The 15322-nt window shown below is 72.6% G+C and carries 14 protein-coding genes; all 14 read left to right on the top strand.

What is annotated here, in order from left to right; genetic code table 11:
• Positions 1-111 precede the first annotated feature (111 nt).
• Positions 112-1029: an endolytic transglycosylase MltG gene (gene mltG, locus NBM05_RS12700; RefSeq protein ID WP_254168094.1), complete on the top strand. Its 918-nt coding sequence runs from the start codon at positions 112-114 to the stop codon at positions 1027-1029.
• On the top strand, positions 1029-1991 hold the full coding sequence (locus NBM05_RS12695) for a shikimate dehydrogenase (protein ID WP_254168092.1): 963 nt from the start codon (positions 1029-1031) through the stop codon (positions 1989-1991). Before mltG ends, NBM05_RS12695 begins: the two co-directional genes overlap by 1 nt.
• A 194-nt stretch (positions 1992-2185) precedes the next feature.
• Positions 2186-3403 carry a chorismate synthase gene (gene aroC, locus NBM05_RS12690; protein ID WP_254168090.1) on the top strand — a complete coding sequence of 406 codons (1218 nt, stop codon included), beginning with the start codon at positions 2186-2188 and terminating at the stop codon, positions 3401-3403.
• Positions 3404-3407: 4 nt separating this feature from the next.
• Positions 3408-4025 carry a shikimate kinase gene (locus NBM05_RS12685; RefSeq protein WP_254168088.1) on the top strand — a complete coding sequence of 206 codons (618 nt, stop codon included), beginning with the start codon at positions 3408-3410 and terminating at the stop codon, positions 4023-4025.
• A 67-nt stretch (positions 4026-4092) separates the two neighbouring features.
• On the top strand, positions 4093-5199 hold the full coding sequence (gene aroB / locus NBM05_RS12680; protein WP_254168086.1) for a 3-dehydroquinate synthase: 1107 nt from the start codon (positions 4093-4095) through the stop codon (positions 5197-5199).
• 105 nt (positions 5200-5304) lie between these two features.
• The gene (efp, locus tag NBM05_RS12675; RefSeq protein ID WP_254168085.1) at positions 5305-5868 is read left to right on the top strand and encodes an elongation factor P; all 564 of its coding nucleotides are present in this window, start codon (positions 5305-5307) and stop codon (positions 5866-5868) included.
• Entirely contained in the window at positions 5865-6275 is a 411-nt protein-coding gene (gene nusB / locus NBM05_RS12670; protein WP_254168082.1) for a transcription antitermination factor NusB, read from the top strand. Before efp ends, nusB begins: the two co-directional genes overlap by 4 nt.
• A gap of 135 nt (positions 6276-6410) precedes the next feature.
• Positions 6411-7037 (top strand): bifunctional pyr operon transcriptional regulator/uracil phosphoribosyltransferase PyrR, encoded by a 627-nt coding sequence (gene pyrR, locus NBM05_RS12665; RefSeq protein WP_254168080.1) that lies wholly within the window; start codon positions 6411-6413, stop codon positions 7035-7037.
• Positions 7034-8023, top strand: coding sequence for an aspartate carbamoyltransferase catalytic subunit (locus tag NBM05_RS12660; protein WP_254168071.1), 990 nt, complete (start codon positions 7034-7036; stop codon positions 8021-8023). Before pyrR ends, NBM05_RS12660 begins: the two co-directional genes overlap by 4 nt.
• Positions 8013-9323 (top strand): dihydroorotase, encoded by a 1311-nt coding sequence (locus NBM05_RS12655; protein ID WP_254168069.1) that lies wholly within the window; start codon positions 8013-8015, stop codon positions 9321-9323. The genes NBM05_RS12660 and NBM05_RS12655 overlap by 11 nt, the downstream gene beginning before the upstream one ends.
• Positions 9324-9332: 9 nt before the next feature.
• The gene (locus NBM05_RS12650; protein WP_254168067.1) at positions 9333-9875 is read left to right on the top strand and encodes a PH-like domain-containing protein; all 543 of its coding nucleotides are present in this window, start codon (positions 9333-9335) and stop codon (positions 9873-9875) included.
• A gap of 73 nt (positions 9876-9948) precedes the next feature.
• The gene (gene carA, locus NBM05_RS12645) at positions 9949-11136 is read left to right on the top strand and encodes a glutamine-hydrolyzing carbamoyl-phosphate synthase small subunit (protein WP_254168065.1); all 1188 of its coding nucleotides are present in this window, start codon (positions 9949-9951) and stop codon (positions 11134-11136) included.
• A gap of 4 nt (positions 11137-11140) precedes the next feature.
• Positions 11141-14443, top strand: coding sequence for a carbamoyl-phosphate synthase large subunit (gene carB, locus NBM05_RS12640; protein WP_254168057.1), 3303 nt, complete (start codon positions 11141-11143; stop codon positions 14441-14443).
• The gene (gene pyrF / locus NBM05_RS12635; protein ID WP_309248165.1) at positions 14440-15291 is read left to right on the top strand and encodes an orotidine-5'-phosphate decarboxylase; all 852 of its coding nucleotides are present in this window, start codon (positions 14440-14442) and stop codon (positions 15289-15291) included. Before carB ends, pyrF begins: the two co-directional genes overlap by 4 nt.
• The last annotated feature ends 31 nt before the right edge of the window (positions 15292-15322 follow it).

Genomic DNA, 15322 nt, shown 5'->3' with positions numbered 1-15322 from the left:
CCCGCGATGGCGGTCTTCGCGGTCGCGGTGTTGGGGCCGGGGGCCATCACCGGCCGGGGGTTGGGGTTTTTCCAGCCCAGGGACTGGGGGGGGGCCGGCACCGGCACCGCCGTGACCGTCACCGTCTCGGGCGGCGAGGGGAACGCGGCGGTGGCGCAGAAGCTCGAGAGCCAGGGTGTCGTCGCCAACGCCGGCCGCTTCCTCGACGTCTACGACGAGCGCGCCGAGGGCCAGTTCATCCAGCCCGGGACCTTCGAGCTGGAGGAGGAGATGAGCTCCGAGTCGGCCGTGGACGCGCTGCTCGGCACCGGCGGCGCGGCGCAGCACTACGTGGCCGTCGACCAGGGCCTGCGGATGGACGAGACCTTCCAGCGCCTCGCCGAGGCCACCGGCATCGAACTCTCGGAGTTCGAGTCCTTCGAGGACGACCCGGGCGCGTTCGGCATCCCCGACGAGTTCCCCACCCTCGAGGGCTACCTGCACCCCGGCGAGTACCGCTTCCCCACGGACGCGACCGCCGAGGACGTGCTGCGGGAGATGACCCAGCGCACCAAGGATGACCTGGACTCCCTGGGCATCACCGACGACGAGGAGATCTTCCACGCGGTCACCGTCGGCTCGATCCTCGAGTTCGAGGCGACGCCGAGCGATTACGCCGCGGTGGCCGGCGCGATCGACAATCGGATCGAGAACCCGCAGGGCGAGACCCAGGGCTTCCTGCAGTCGGACGCCACGGTGGCCTACGGGCTGGGGGAGAAGACCTACCAGATCACCAGCGAGCAGAAGGCGGACACCAGCAACCGGTACAACACCTTCGCGATCAAGGGCCTGCCCGTGGGCCCCATCGGGTCCCCGGACAAGACCGCGCTGGAGGCCGCCGCCGAGCCCGACTCCAACGACTATTACTTCTGGGTCACGGTGAACCTCGACACGGGCGAGACCAAGTTCGCCCGCACGTACCAGGAGCACCAGCAGAACGTCGCGGAGTACGACCAGTGGTGCTCGGACAACCCCGGGAAGTGCATCTGATGGCGGGGGAGACGACGCCGGCCGGGACGGCGCCGGCCGCCCCCGGCCCGTGGGCGGCGGTGCTCGGCAGCCCGATCGCCCACAGCCTCTCGCCCGCGCTGCACCGGGCCGCCTACGGGGTCCTCGGCTCCGGGCCGCGCTACGAGCGCCGGGAGACCACGGAGCAGACGCTGCCCGGCCTCGCCCGCGAGGCGCTGGCCGACCCCGCGTGGCGGGGGTTCTCCGTCACGATGCCGCTGAAGTCCGCCGTCCTGGACTGGGCCGACCGCAGCACGCGATTCGCCCGGCTGGTCGGGGTCGCCAACACGCTCGCGCCGGTCCGGGGTGCCGCGGGCACCGAGGTGCTCGCGCACAACACCGACGTCTCGGGCATCGTCAACGCCCTGCGCCACGCCGGGGTCGACGGAAGCTCCGGGCTGCGGGCCTCGATCATTGGCGGCGGGGGGACGGCAACCGCGGCGGCGGCCGCGCTGCACATCCTCGGCGCCGACTCGGTCCGGGTCTACGTGCGCAACCCCGCGCGGGCCGCCCGGGTCGAGGCGGTGGCCGGCGAGATCGGCCTGCGGCTGGAGTTCCACCCGCTGGAGCGCGCGGCGGCCGAGCTGGGCGGGGCCGAGATCGCGATCTGCACCCTGCCGGCGCGGGCCTTCGACCCGCTGGCGGACCGGCTGCCGGAGGAGCTCGGGAGCACGGCCGTGCTGGACGTCTCCTACGACCCCTGGCCCTCCGTCCTGGCGGAGAGGGCGGGGGAGCGCGGGGCGCGCGTCGTCTCCGGCAAGGACATGCTCCTCTACCAGGCCGTGGACCAGGTCAAGCTGTTCACCGGGGCGCCGCTGGCGGAGCCCCTGCCGCGCCAGGCCGAGGTGCTCGCCGCGATGGCCGGGGCCGTGGGCCTCGCGCCGCGCGACTACGTCCCGGCGGAGATCTCCGACGAGGCGCTGCTCGCACCGCGCGCCGGCTGACGACGGTCGGGCGGTCGGGCGGCCGCCGGGTCGCCGCGTCGGCCGGTCGCGGCGGGGCGGCGGCGTCGTCGTTGTCGGCCACATAGTGAGCCATTCCCCGGCGGTCCCGCGGGACCCCGCCGACCCGCACAATGAAGTAGAGACCGACGGGGCCCGCGCGAGGCGGGCCCCGGCACGAGAGAGAAGGACCGTACGTGACACTTCGCTGGCTGACCGCAGGAGAATCCCACGGCGAGGCGCTCGTGGGCATCATCGAGGGCGTGCCCGCCGGGGTCGAGCTCACCTCGGCCCACATCCGCGACGCCCTGGCCCGCCGCCGTCTCGGCTACGGCCGCGGGGCTCGGATGAAGTTCGAGGAGGACCGCGTCCGCATCCTCGGCGGGGTCCGGCACGGTCTCACGCAGGGCGGCCCGGTCGCCGTCGAGATCGCCAACACCGAGTGGCCCAAGTGGACCGACGTCATGTCCTCCGACCCCGTGGACCCGGAGGTCCTCGCCGGGCGGGCCCGCAACGCGCCCCTGACCCGGCCGCGCCCCGGCCACGCCGACTTCACCGGCATGCAGAAGTACGGCTTCGACGAGGCGCGCCCCGTGCTCGAGCGGGCCAGCGCCCGCGAGACGGCCACCCGCGTGGCGCTCGGCGTCGTCGCCTCCCAGATCCTCAAGGCCCTCGGCGCGGAGCTGGTCAGCCACACCACCGCCGTGGGGACCGTTTCCGCCCCGGAGGACGCCGCGCTGCCGCTGCCCTCCGACGTCGAGGCCCTCGACGCCGACCCGCTGCGCTGCCACGACGCCGCGACCTCCGAGGCGATGGTCGTGGAGGTCGACGCCGCGCACAAGGAGGGCGAGACCCTGGGCGGCGTCGTCGAGGTGCTGGGCTACGGCCTGGTGCCGGGCCTCGGCTCCTACGTCCACTGGGACCGCCGCCTCGACTCCCGCCTCGCCGGGGCCCTGATGGGCATCCAGGCGATCAAGGGCGTCGAGGTCGGGGACGGGTTCCGCACCGCGGCCCGGCGCGGCTCGGCCGCCCACGACGAGATCGACGCCGCAGAGGGCCGGGTGCGCCGCACCAGCAACCGCGCCGGCGGCGTCGAGGGCGGCATGAGCATCGGCGACACCCTGCGCGTGCGCGCGGCCATGAAGCCGATCGCCACGGTGCCCAAGGCCCTGCAGACGGTGGACACCTCCTCGGGCGAGGTGACCAAGGCCCACCACCAGCGCTCGGACGTGTGCGCGGTGCCGGCGGCCGGCGTCGTCGCCGAGGCGATGGTCGCGCTGGTCCTGGCCGACGCCTACGTCGAGAAGTTCGGCGGGGACTCGATCGCCGAGACCCGGCGCAACGTCGAGTCCTACCTCGCGGAGATGCCGGAGCGGCTGCAGTCGGTCTCCGACTCCGACAGCTGGGACGGCTGACCCGATGCCCCCCAAGAGCCCCCTCGAGACCGCCGGGAGCGGGGACGACCGGCTGGACCCGGTCCTGGTGCGCTCCCTGAGCGAACACGAGGCCCCGCGCGGCCCGATCGTCCTGATCGGGCCGATGGCGGCCGGCAAGTCGTTCCTCGCGCTGCACCTGGCCAAGTTCCACGGCTACAAGTTCGTGGACGCGGACCAGCTGATCGTCTCCCGCCACGGGGTCATCTCCGAGATCTTCGAGACCTACGGGGAGCGGTACTTCCGCGACCTCGAGGCGGACACGATCGCGGAGGTCCTGGGCGACCCGGAGTACGAGGGCGCGGTGTTCTCGGTGGGCGGGGGAGCGCCGATGACCCCGCGGGTGCGGGAGCGCCTGGCCGGCCACCGCGTCGTGTACCTGCGGATCGATGCGGAGACGGTCGCCCCCCGGATCGCGGGCAACACCAGCCGGCCCATGCTGCGCCCCGACCCGGTGGCCCGGTGGACCGAGATCCTCGAGCAGCGCCGGGAGACCTACGAGGCGCTGGCCGACGTCGTGATCGACGCCAGCGGCGACCGCAGCATCGCCGACATGGCGCGGGAGCTCGACGGCGCGGTCCGCGGGCTGACCGGGGACCGCTGACCCGCGGCGCCCGCGCCGGGCACCACCACACCCACCCGTACACCCCAGGAAAGGACCCGCTGATCGCATGGCCGAGACGACGGACGCCGTGACCACCATCCCCGTGACCGGCACGCAGCCGCAGGAGAACTACGACGTGCTGATCGGGCACGGCCTGCTGGCGCGGCTGCCCGAGATCCTGGGGCCCCGGGCCCAGCGGGTCCTCGTGGTCCACCCGCGGGCCCTGCGCTCGACCGGCGAGCTGGTCATGAACGACCTGCGCACCGCCGGCTACGAGTCCTTCTCCGCCGAGATCCCCGACGCCGAGGAGGGCAAGCACGTCCAGGTGGCCGCGTTCTGCTGGCAGGTGCTGGGCCAGAACGACTTCACCCGCTCCGACGTCGTGATCTCCGTGGGCGGGGGCGCGGTGTCCGACGTCGCCGGCTTCGTCGCCGCGACCTGGCTGCGCGGGGTGCGCGTGGTCCACATCCCCACGACGCTGCTCGGCATGGTCGACGCCGCGGTGGGCGGCAAGACCGGCATCAACACCGCCGAGGGCAAGAACCTCGTCGGCTCGTTCCACCCGCCGGCGGCCGTCCTGTGCGACCTCGGGACCCTGCTGACCCTGCCCGTCAACGAGCTGCTGGCCGGCATGGCCGAGGTCATCAAGTGCGGCTTCATCGCCGACCCGGAGATCCTGCGGATCGTCGAGGAGAACCCCGAGCGGGTCCGCGACTCGCAGTCCGCGGTGGTCCGCGAGCTGATCGAGCGCGCGGTGCGGGTCAAGGCCGAGATCGTCTCCCAGGACCTCAAGGAGTCGGGACGGCGCGAGTTCCTGAACTACGGCCACACGCTGGGCCACGCGATCGAGCTGGCCGAGCGCTACCAGTGGCGCCACGGCGCGGCCGTGTCCGTCGGGATGGTCTTCGTGGCCGAGCTGGCCGCGGCGGCCGGGAACCTCGACGAGGAGGTCGTGCACCGCACGCGCCGGATCCTCGAGTCGCTGGGCCTGCCCGTGAGCTACCGGGGGGACCGCTGGAAGCAGCTCAGCGACGCCATGCACCGGGACAAGAAGACCCGCGGGAACCTGCTGCGCTTCGTGGTGCTCGACGCCGTCGGTTCCCCGCGCATCATGGAGGTCCCGGACGAGTCGATCCTGTTCGCGACCTACCAGGAGATCGCCGACGAGGGCTGATCCCCGGCCGGCGGCCCGGGGCCGCGTCCCGGAGGCGCTACAATGGCAACCGATCCCACGGCGTCGCACGACGCCGCCTGCTCAACGATCTGACAAGGAGTGTCCGTGGCATCGACCAGCGACATCAAGAACGGGTCCATCCTGAACCTGGACGGCAACCTCTGGAGCGTCATCGAGTTCCAGCACGTCAAGCCGGGTAAGGGCGGCGCGTTCGTGCGCACCAAGCTGCGCAACGTCACCAGCGGCAAGGTCGTCGACAAGACCTTCAACGCCGGGGCCAAGGTCGACATCACCACCGTCGACCGCTCCGACTACCAGTACCTGTACCAGGACGCGGCGGACTACGTGTTCATGGACAACAAGACGTTCGACCAGATCAACGTCCCGGAGACCGTGGTCGGCGAGGCCGCGAACTTCATGCTCGAGAACCAGAACGTGACCGTGGCCCTGTACGAGGGCTCGCCGCTGTACATCGAGATGCCGCCGTCGGTGGTCCTCGAGATCACCTACACCGAGCCGGGCCTGCAGGGCGACCGCTCGACCGGCGGCACCAAGCCCGCGACGCTGGAGACCGGCTACCAGATCCAGGTCCCGCTGTTCGTGGAGCAGGGCACCAAGGTCAAGGTCGACACCCGTTCCGGCGACTACCTCGGGCGCGTCAACGAGTGAGGTCCCTGACGAAGGCGCGGATCCGCGCCCTGGAAGTCCTCTTCGAGGCGGACGAGCGCCACGAGGACCTCATGGAGGTGCTGCGGCGCCGCCGGCTCCACACCACCGCGCTGATCTCCTCCTACTCGGAGCAGATCGTGCGCGGGGTGATCGAGCACGACGAGGAGATCTCCGAGTACCTCGAGACCTACGCGAAGGGCTGGACGCTCGACCGCATGCCGGCCGTGGACCGCGCCATCCTGAAGATCGGCGCCTGGGAGCTGCTGTACAACGACGACGTCCCCGACGCCGTCGCCGTCTCGGAGGCCGCGGGCCTGGCCCGCACCCACTCCACCGACGACTCGCCGCGGTTCGTGAACGGGCTGCTCGGGCGGCTGCAGAAGGTCAAGCCGACCCTGCTCGCCTGAGCCTCCCCGGGGGCCGCCCGAGCGGTGCGGCCCCCGTCCCCGCGGCTGTGGTAGCTTGTCATGCAGGCGCTGCACCGCACGCGCCGAGCAACCTTTAAATTCCGTCCTGTGAGGCGGGGAAGGAGGCGAACGCACATGAGTGAATCATCGAGGGCCACCGGTGGGCCCCCGTCCGGGCAGCCGCAGCGCGCCCGGGTCATTCTCGATGCCGCCGACATCAACCGGGCCCTGACCCGGATCTCCCACGAGATCGTCGAGGCCAACAAGGGCACCGAGGACCTCGTGCTGCTGGGCATCCCGCGCCGCGGCTACCCGCTGGCGCGCCGCATCGCCGAGAAGATCGCCGGCTCCTACGAGGGCTTCGACCCCGAGCTCGGCCTCGGCCAGCTCGACGTCACCATGTACCGGGACGACCTGCGCCGCAGCACCTCCCGCACCCCGCAGCCCACGCGCCTGCCGGCCCGCGGGATCGACGGCCGCAACGTGGTCCTCGTGGACGACGTCCTCTACTCCGGCCGCACCATCCGCGCCGCCCTGGACGCGATGGCCGACTTCGGCCGCCCCGCCGTGGTGCGCCTCGCGGTCCTCATCGACCGCGGCCACCGCCAGCTGCCCATCCGCGCGGACCACGTCGGCAAGAACCTCCCGACCTCCGTGGACGAGTCCGTCAAGGTCTACCTGGAGGAGATCGACGGGGCCGCCGGCGGCGCGGACCGCGTGCAGATCCTGGCCCCCGCCGCCGGATCGGAGGACCGCCCGTGAGGCACCTGCTCGACACCCGGGACCTCTCCCGCGCCGAGGCCGTCTCGCTGCTCGACACCGCCGACCGCATGGGCGAGGTGGGCCAGCGCGAGGTCAAGAAGCTCCCGGCCCTGCGCGGCCGCACGGTCGTCAACCTCTTCTTCGAGGACTCGACCCGCACCCGCATCTCGTTCGAGACCGCGGAGAAGCGCCTCTCGGCCGACGTCATCAACTTCGCCGCCAAGGGCTCCTCGATCTCCAAGGGCGAGTCGCTGAAGGACACCGCCCAGACCCTCGAGGCCATCAACGCCGACGCCGTCGTCATCCGCCACCCCGGCTCCGGCGCGCCCCAGCGGCTCGCCACGAGCGGCTGGATCGACGCGCCGGTCATCAACGCCGGGGACGGCACCCACGCCCACCCGACCCAGGCCCTGCTGGACGCCATGACGCTCCGGCAGCACCGGGCCCGGCTCGGCGGGACCGACACGGCCGGCACCGACCTGGGCGGGCTGCGGGTCGCGATCGTCGGCGACGTCCTGCACTCCCGCGTGGCCCGCTCCAACGTCTGGCTGCTGCACACCCTGGGCGCCGAGGTCACGCTGGTCGCGCCCCCCACGCTGCTCCCGGTGGGCATCGGCGAGTGGCCGGTGACGGTCGAGTACGACCTCGACGCCGCCCTGCGCCGCGGGCAGGACGCCGTCATGCTCCTGCGCATCCAGCGCGAGCGGATGAACGCGGCGTTCTTCCCCTCCGCCGAGGAGTACTCCCGCCTCTGGGGCCTGACGCCCGAGCGCCTGGCCGCGCTGGAGGCCGCCGGCAGCGACACCGCGATCCTCCACCCCGGCCCCATGAACCGCGGCCTGGAGATCAGCTCCGCCGCGGCCGACTCCGGCCGCTCCCTGGTCCTGGACCAGGTCACCAACGGCGTCTCGGTGCGGATGGCCGTGCTCTACCACCTGCTGACCGGGCCGCAGGCCCCTCACGAAGAAGGACACCATGACCGCTGAGAAGTACCTCATCCGCCGGGCGCGCCTGCTCGGGGAGCGGACCGCCGACCTGCTCGTCTCCGGCGGCGTCATCGCCGAGGTGGGCGAGGACCTCGAGGCGGGGGACGCGCGCGTCGTCGAGGCCGAGGGCCTGATCGCGCTGCCCGGCCTCGTGGACGTCCACACCCACCTGCGCGAGCCGGGCCGCGAGGACGCCGAGACCGTGGAGACCGGGACCCGCGCCGCGGCGGCCGGCGGGTACACCGCCGTCTGCGCGATGGCCAACTCTCACCCGGTGGCGGACACCGCCGGCGTCGTCGAGCAGGTCTACGAGCTCGGCCGCGCGGCCGGCTGGGTCGACGTGCACCCGGTGGGCGCCGTGACCGTGGGCCTGGCCGGGGAGCGGCTCTCCGAGATCGGCGCCATGGCCCAGTCCCGCGCCGGGGTGCGGATGTTCTCCGACGACGGCAAGTGCGTGCACAACGCCGTGCTGATGCGCCGCGCGCTCGAGTACGTCAAGACCTTCGACGGCGTCGTCGCCCAGCACGCGCAGGAGCCGCTGCTGACCGAGGGCGCGCAGATGAACGAGGGGTCTGTCTCCGCCGACCTGGGCCTGACCGGCTGGCCCGCCGTGGCCGAGGAGTCGATCATCGCCCGCGACGTCCTGCTCGCCCAGCACGTCGGCTCCCGCGTGCACGTCTGCCACCTCTCGACCCGCGGCTCGGTGGAGATCGTCCGCTGGGCCAAGGAGCGCGGCATCGACGTCACGGCCGAGGTCACGCCCCACCACCTGCTGCTCACCGACGAGAAGGCCCGCACCTACGACCCGGTGTACAAGGTCAACCCGCCGCTGCGCACCGAGGAGGACGTGACGGCGCTCCGCGAGGCCGTGGCCGACGGGACGATCGACGTGATCGGCACCGACCACGCGCCGCACCCGGTCGAGGCCAAGGAGTGCGAGTGGTCCTGCGCGGCCATGGGCATGACCGGGCTGGAGACGGCCCTGTCGATCGTCCAGCTCGCCCTGGTGGAGACCGGCCTGATGGACTGGGCCGGCGTCGCCCGGATCATGTCCGAGGTGCCGGCGCGGATCGCCCGGATCGAGGACCAGGGCCGGCCCCTGGCCGCGGGCGAGCCCGCCAACATCGTCCTGATCGACCCGCAGGCGCGCCGGACCGTGGTGCCCGAGGACCACCAGACCAAGGGCCGGAACTCGCCGTTCCGCGGCCTCGAGGTCCCGGGCGCGATCCGCGCGACCTTCTGCCACGGCCACCCGACCGTGCTCGACGGCGCCGTGGCCACCCCGCGGCGGGACGCGTAGGGGGACCGCATGGACGGAAAGCTCCTGATCGCCGCGATCCTGCTGGTCGCGACCCTGGTCATCATGTGGGGCCTGCGCCGCGGCTGGCTGGCCCGGCGCGGTCGGCAGGCCGACCTGGCGCCCCTGCCCGAGGTCCCCGCCGAGCTCGACGACGCCGTGGCCCCCGTCGCCCCGCGCGTGCAGTACGTGAGCACCACGACCGCCGGCGACTGGCTGGACCGCATCGCGGCCCAGGGCCTGGGGATGAAGGCCAACGGCCGCGCCCTGGTCTTCCCCCAGGGCCTGATCGTGGCCCGCGAGGGCGCGAGCGACCTGTGGGTCCCTGCCGGCTCCATCGAGGTCCTGCGCCGCGAGTCCGGCATGGCCGGGAAGTTCGTCGAGCGGGAGGGCCTCGTCGTCGTGACCTGGCGGCTGGGGGAGCGGCTGCTCGACACCGGCCTGCGCACCCGGTCCGCCGCCGACGCCGCGCCCCTGCTCGAGGCGCTGCGCGGGATCGCCCCGCACGCCGCCGACGCCCTGCCCCGCCGGGACCGCGACGCGGCCGGCTCCTGACGACTCCCACGACACCGACCAACCCACGCCGCGGGACCGAGTCCCGCGCAGCCTGTGAGGAAGTGAACACCCCATGACCACCACCACCGACGCCCAGACCGGCGCCCTCGACCCGGCCGTCCTGGTCCTCGAGGACGGCACCGTCTTCCGCGGCCGCGCCTACGGCGCCCGGGGCTCCACCCTGGGCGAGGCCGTCTTCTCGACCGGCATGACCGGCTACCAGGAGACGCTGACCGATCCCTCCTACGCCGGGCAGATCGTCGTCCAGACCGCCCCGCACATCGGCAACACCGGCGTCAACGCCGAGGACGCCGAGTCCCGCCGCATCTGGGTCGAGGGCTACGTCGTGCGCGACGCCGCCCGGCGGCCCTCCAACTGGCGCTCCGAGCGGTCGCTGGACGAGGAGCTCGAGGCGCAGGGCGTCGTCGGGATCCGCGGCATCGACACCCGGGCCCTCACCCGCCGCCTGCGCAGCGTCGGCTCGATGCGCTCCGGGATCTTCTCCGGCGCCGAGGCTGCCCGCCCCGAGGCCGAGCTGCTCGAGTCCGTGCGCGGCCAGGCGTCGATGAAGGGCGCCCGGCTGGCCGAGAAGGTCAGCGTGGACGAGACCCACACGATCGAGCCGGCCGAGCACGGCTGGGACCGGGAGCCGCTGGGCACCGTCGTCGCCGTGGACCTCGGCATCAAGTCGATGACGCCGCGGCGCTTCGCCGAGCGCGGCCTGCGCGTGCACGTCGTGCCCGCCACGACCACCTACGAGGAGCTCGCGGCCCTGAGCCCGGACGGCGTGTTCTTCTCCAACGGGCCCGGGGACCCCGCCACCGCGGAGACCCAGATCGAGCTGCTGCGCCAGGTCCTGCGCGCCGGCATCCCCTTCTTCGGGATCTGCTTCGGCAACCAGCTGCTGGGCCGCGCGCTCGGCTTCGGGACCTACAAGCTGCCCTTCGGCCACCGCGGCATCAACCAGCCCGTGCTGGACCGCCGGACCGGCAAGGTGGAGATCACCGCGCAGAACCACGGCTTCGCCGTCGACGCCCCCCTGGACGGCCCGGTCACCGCGCCCCATGAGGAGTTCGGCCGCGTCGAGGTCTCGCACGTGTGCCTCAACGACGACGTCGTGGAGGGCATCAGCTGCCTCGACGTCCCCGCCTTCTCGGTGCAGTACCACCCCGAGGCCGCCGCGGGCCCGCACGACGCCGCGTACCTCTTCGACCGCTTCACCGACCTCATGAACGCCCGCGCCCAGAAAGCAGGTAAGTAGCCACATGCCTCGTCGTCACGACCTCAACAGCGTCCTGGTGATCGGCTCCGGCCCGATCGTCATCGGCCAGGCCGCCGAATTCGACTACTCCGGCACGCAGGCCCTGCGGGTGCTCAAGGACGAGGGCATCCGGGTCATCCTGGTCAACTCGAACCCCGCGACCATCATGACCGACCCGGAGTTCGCCGACGCGACCTACATCGAGCCGATCACGCCCGATACGGTCGCCAAGATCATCGCCAAGGAGCGCCCCGACGCCGTCCTGCCCACCCTGGGCGGGCAGACGGCCCTGAACACCGCGATCGCCCTCGACGAGCGCGGCGTCCTCGAGGAGTACGGCGTCGAGCTGATCGGCGCCAACATCGAGGCCATCAACCTCGGCGAGGACCGGGAGAAGTTCAAGGGCGTCGTCGAGCGCTGCGGCGCCGAGTCGGCCCGCTCCCAGATCGTCCACTCGATGGACGAGGCGCTGGCCGCGGCCGAGAAGCTCGGCTACCCGATGGTGGTCCGGCCCTCCTTCACGATGGGCGGGCTCGGCTCCGGCATGGCCTACAACGAGAAGGACCTGCACCGCATCGCCGGCGCCGGGATCCAGTACAGCCCCACCTCGGAGGTGCTCCTCGAGGAGTCCATCCTCGGGTGGAAGGAGTACGAGCTGGAGATGATGCGGGATCGGAACGACAACGTCGTGGTCGTCTGCTCGATCGAGAACTTCGACCCCGTGGGCGTCCACACCGGCGACTCGATCACCGTTGCCCCCGCGCTGACCCTGACCGACCGCGAGTACCAGAAGCTGCGCGACGTCGCGATCGCCGTGATCCGCGAGGTCGGGGTGGACACCGGCGGCTGCAACATCCAGTTCGCGGTGGACCCGGCGACCGGCCGCGTCGTCGTCATCGAGATGAACCCGCGCGTCTCCCGCTCCTCGGCGCTGGCCTCCAAGGCCACCGGCTTCCCGATCGCCAAGATCGCCACGAAGCTCTCGCTCGGCTACACGCTGGACGAGATCCCCAACGACATCACGCAGAAGACCCCGGCCTCCTTCGAGCCCACGCTCGACTACGTGGTCGTCAAGGTGCCCCGCTTCGCCTTCGAGAAGTTCCCCGCGGCCGACGCGACCCTGACCACGACCATGAAGTCGGTGGGCGAGGCCATGGCCATGGGCCGCAACTTCACCGAGGCCCTGCAGAAGGCCATGCGGTCGCTCGAGCAGAAGGACGGCGCGTTCGACTTCGCCGCCGAGGACCTGGACGAGGCGCAGCTGGCCGAGCTGGTCGAGGCGACCCGGACGCCGACGACGGAGCGCATCCACCAGGTGCGCCGCGCCCTCGCCGCGGGCGCGAGCGTGGAGACCATGTTCGAGGCCACCGGCATCGACCCCTGGTACCTCGACCAGCTGCAGCTGCTCAACGAGGTGGCCGACGGCATCCGCGCCGACCCGAGCCTCTCGGCCGAGACCCTGCGGGACGCGAAGCACCACGGCTTCTCCGACGCGCAGATCGCCTCGCTCGCCCACACCCGCGAGGACGTGGTCCGCGGCGTGCGGCACGCGCTCGGGATCCGGCCGGTCTTCAAGACCGTGGACACCTGCGCCGCCGAGTTCGAGGCCTTCACCCCGTACCACTACTCCTCCTACGACCAGGAGGACGAGGTCGCACGCCACGAGGGCGAGTCGATCATGATCCTCGGCTCGGGGCCCAACCGCATCGGCCAGGGCATCGAGTTCGACTACTCGTGCGTGCACGCCTCGATGGTGCTGCGCGAGGCCGGGTACGAGACCGTCATGGTCAACTGCAACCCGGAAACCGTCTCGACCGACTACGACGTCTCGACCCGCCTGTACTTCGAGCCGCTGACCCTCGAGGACGTCCTCGAGGTCATCGACTCCGAGCGCCGCACCGGCGGGCTGAAGGGCGTGTTCGTGCAGCTGGGCGGGCAGACCCCGCTCAAGCTCGCGGCCGAGCTCAAGGCCGCCGGCGTGCCGATCCTGGGCACCTCGCCCGAGGCCATCGACCTCGCCGAGGACCGCGGGGAGTTCTCCGACGTGCTGGACCGCGCCGGGCTGATCGCGCCGAAGAACGGCACCGCCTCGACCTTCGAGGAGGCCAAGCGGATCGCCGACGCCATCGGCTACCCGGTCCTGGTCCGCCCCTCCTACGTGCTCGGCGGCCGCGGCATGGAGATCGTCTACGACGAGGCCAACCTCTCCCGCTACCTGGAGAACGCGACCGAGGTCTCGGCCACCCAGCCGGCCCTGATCGACAAGTTCCTCGAGGACGCGATCGAGATCGACGTCGACGCCCTCTACGACGGCGAGGACCTCTACCTGGGCGGCGTCATGGAGCACATCGAGGAGGCCGGCATCCACTCGGGCGACTCCGCTTGCGTGCTGCCCCCGGTGACCCTGGGCCCGGACGTGATCGAGCGCGTGCGCGAGGCGACCCTGGGCATCGCGCAGGGCGTCGGGGTGCGCGGGCTGATCAACATCCAGTTCGCGGTCGCCTCGGACATCCTGTACGTCATCGAGGCCAACCCGCGCGCCTCGCGCACCGTGCCGTTCGTCTCCAAGGCCACCGGTGTGCAGCTGGCCAAGGCCGCGGCGCTGATCGGCACCGGCGCAAGCATCGCCGAGCTGACCGAGCGCGGCATCCTGCCCCGCCACCTCGACGGCGCCCGGTACCCCGAGGACGCCGCGATCGCGGTCAAGGAGGCCGTGCTGCCCTTCAGCCGCTTCCGCACCCCGGAGGGCGAGGCCGTGGACTCCCTGCTCGGGCCGGAGATGCGCTCGACCGGCGAGGTCATGGGCCTGGACCGCTTCTTCGACACCGCCTTCGCGAAGTCGCAGGCGGCCATCGGCAGCGCGCTGCCCACCGAGGGGCGGGTCTTCGTCTCCGTGGCCAATCGTGACAAGCGCGCGGCGGTCATCTACGTCAAGATGCTGCACGAGCTCGGCTTCGAGATCGTCACCACCGGCGGCACCGCCCAGGTCCTGCGCCGCAACGGCATCCCGTGCACCGTGGTCGCCAAGCTCGGCGAGGCCGCGGAGGGCGAGCGGAGCATCGCGGACATGGTCACCGACGGCGAGATCGACCTGATCTTCAACACCCCCTCCGGCGGCGAGGCCCGCGGCGACGGCTACGAGATCCGCGCCGCCGCGACCAGCGTCGGCGTCCCGGTGATGACCACGATCTCCGAGTTCGGCGCGGCCATCCAGTCCATCGACGCGCAGCGCCAGCACTCGTGGGACGTCATGAGCCTCCAGCAGCACGAGGCGCAGCTGGCCTCCACGGCCGGGAGCGACGCGTGAGCGGGGGCCCGGGCGCGGGGGACCGCCTGCACGCGGGCATGCGCCGGCACGGTCCGCTGTGCGTGGGCATCGACCCGCACCCGGGCCTCCTGGACGCGTGGGGCCTCGCGGACGACGTCGAGGGTCTGCGCTCCTTCGCGCTGCCGGTCCTCGACGCCGCGGCCGGGTCCGCCGCGGCGATCAAACCCCAGGTGGCGCTCTTCGAGCGGCACGGCTCGCGGGGCCTGGCCGTCCTGGAGGAGGTCCTGGCGGGGGCGCGGGAGCGCGACCTCCCGGTGGTCGCGGACGCCAAGCGCGGGGACATCGGCTCCACGATGGCGGCCTACGCGGACGCCTGGCTGGGCGAGGGCTCCGCGCTGGCCGCCGACGCCGTGACCCTCAGCCCGTATCTGGGCTTCGAGTCGCTGCGCCCGGCGCTGGACCTGGCCGCCGAGACCGGCCGGGGGACCTTCGTCCTCGCGCTGACCTCCAACCCGGAGGGGGCCTCGGTGCAGCACCAGGGCGCCCCGGAGTCGGTGGCGGCCGGGATCGTGGCCGCGGCCCGCGCGGAGAACGCGCGGCGGGCCTGGGAGTACGCCGGGCCGTGCGGCCTGGTGGTCGGGGCAACCGTCGGGCCGGCCCTGGAGGAGCTGGGCATCGACCTGGCCGCCTTCAACGGGCTCATCCTGGCGCCCGGATACGGGGCGCAGGGCGCCTCCGAGGCGGACCTCGCGCGGGTCTTCCGGGGGGCGACCGAGCGGGTCCTCGTGACCTCCTCCCGGGGCGTGCTGCGGCACGGCCCGGGGCCGGCGGCCCTGGAGGCGGAGATCCGTCGCTGCAACGACGCGCTGGGAGAGAGTTTCAGCTAGTCGGATCGGCATCGGGTACTGGATGACGATG

It is taken from the genome of Rothia santali, assembly GCF_024199905.1.
GTDB classification, from domain to species: domain Bacteria; phylum Actinomycetota; class Actinomycetes; order Actinomycetales; family Micrococcaceae; genus Rothia; species Rothia santali.
This window is presented reverse-complemented; position numbering and strand designations above follow the sequence as displayed.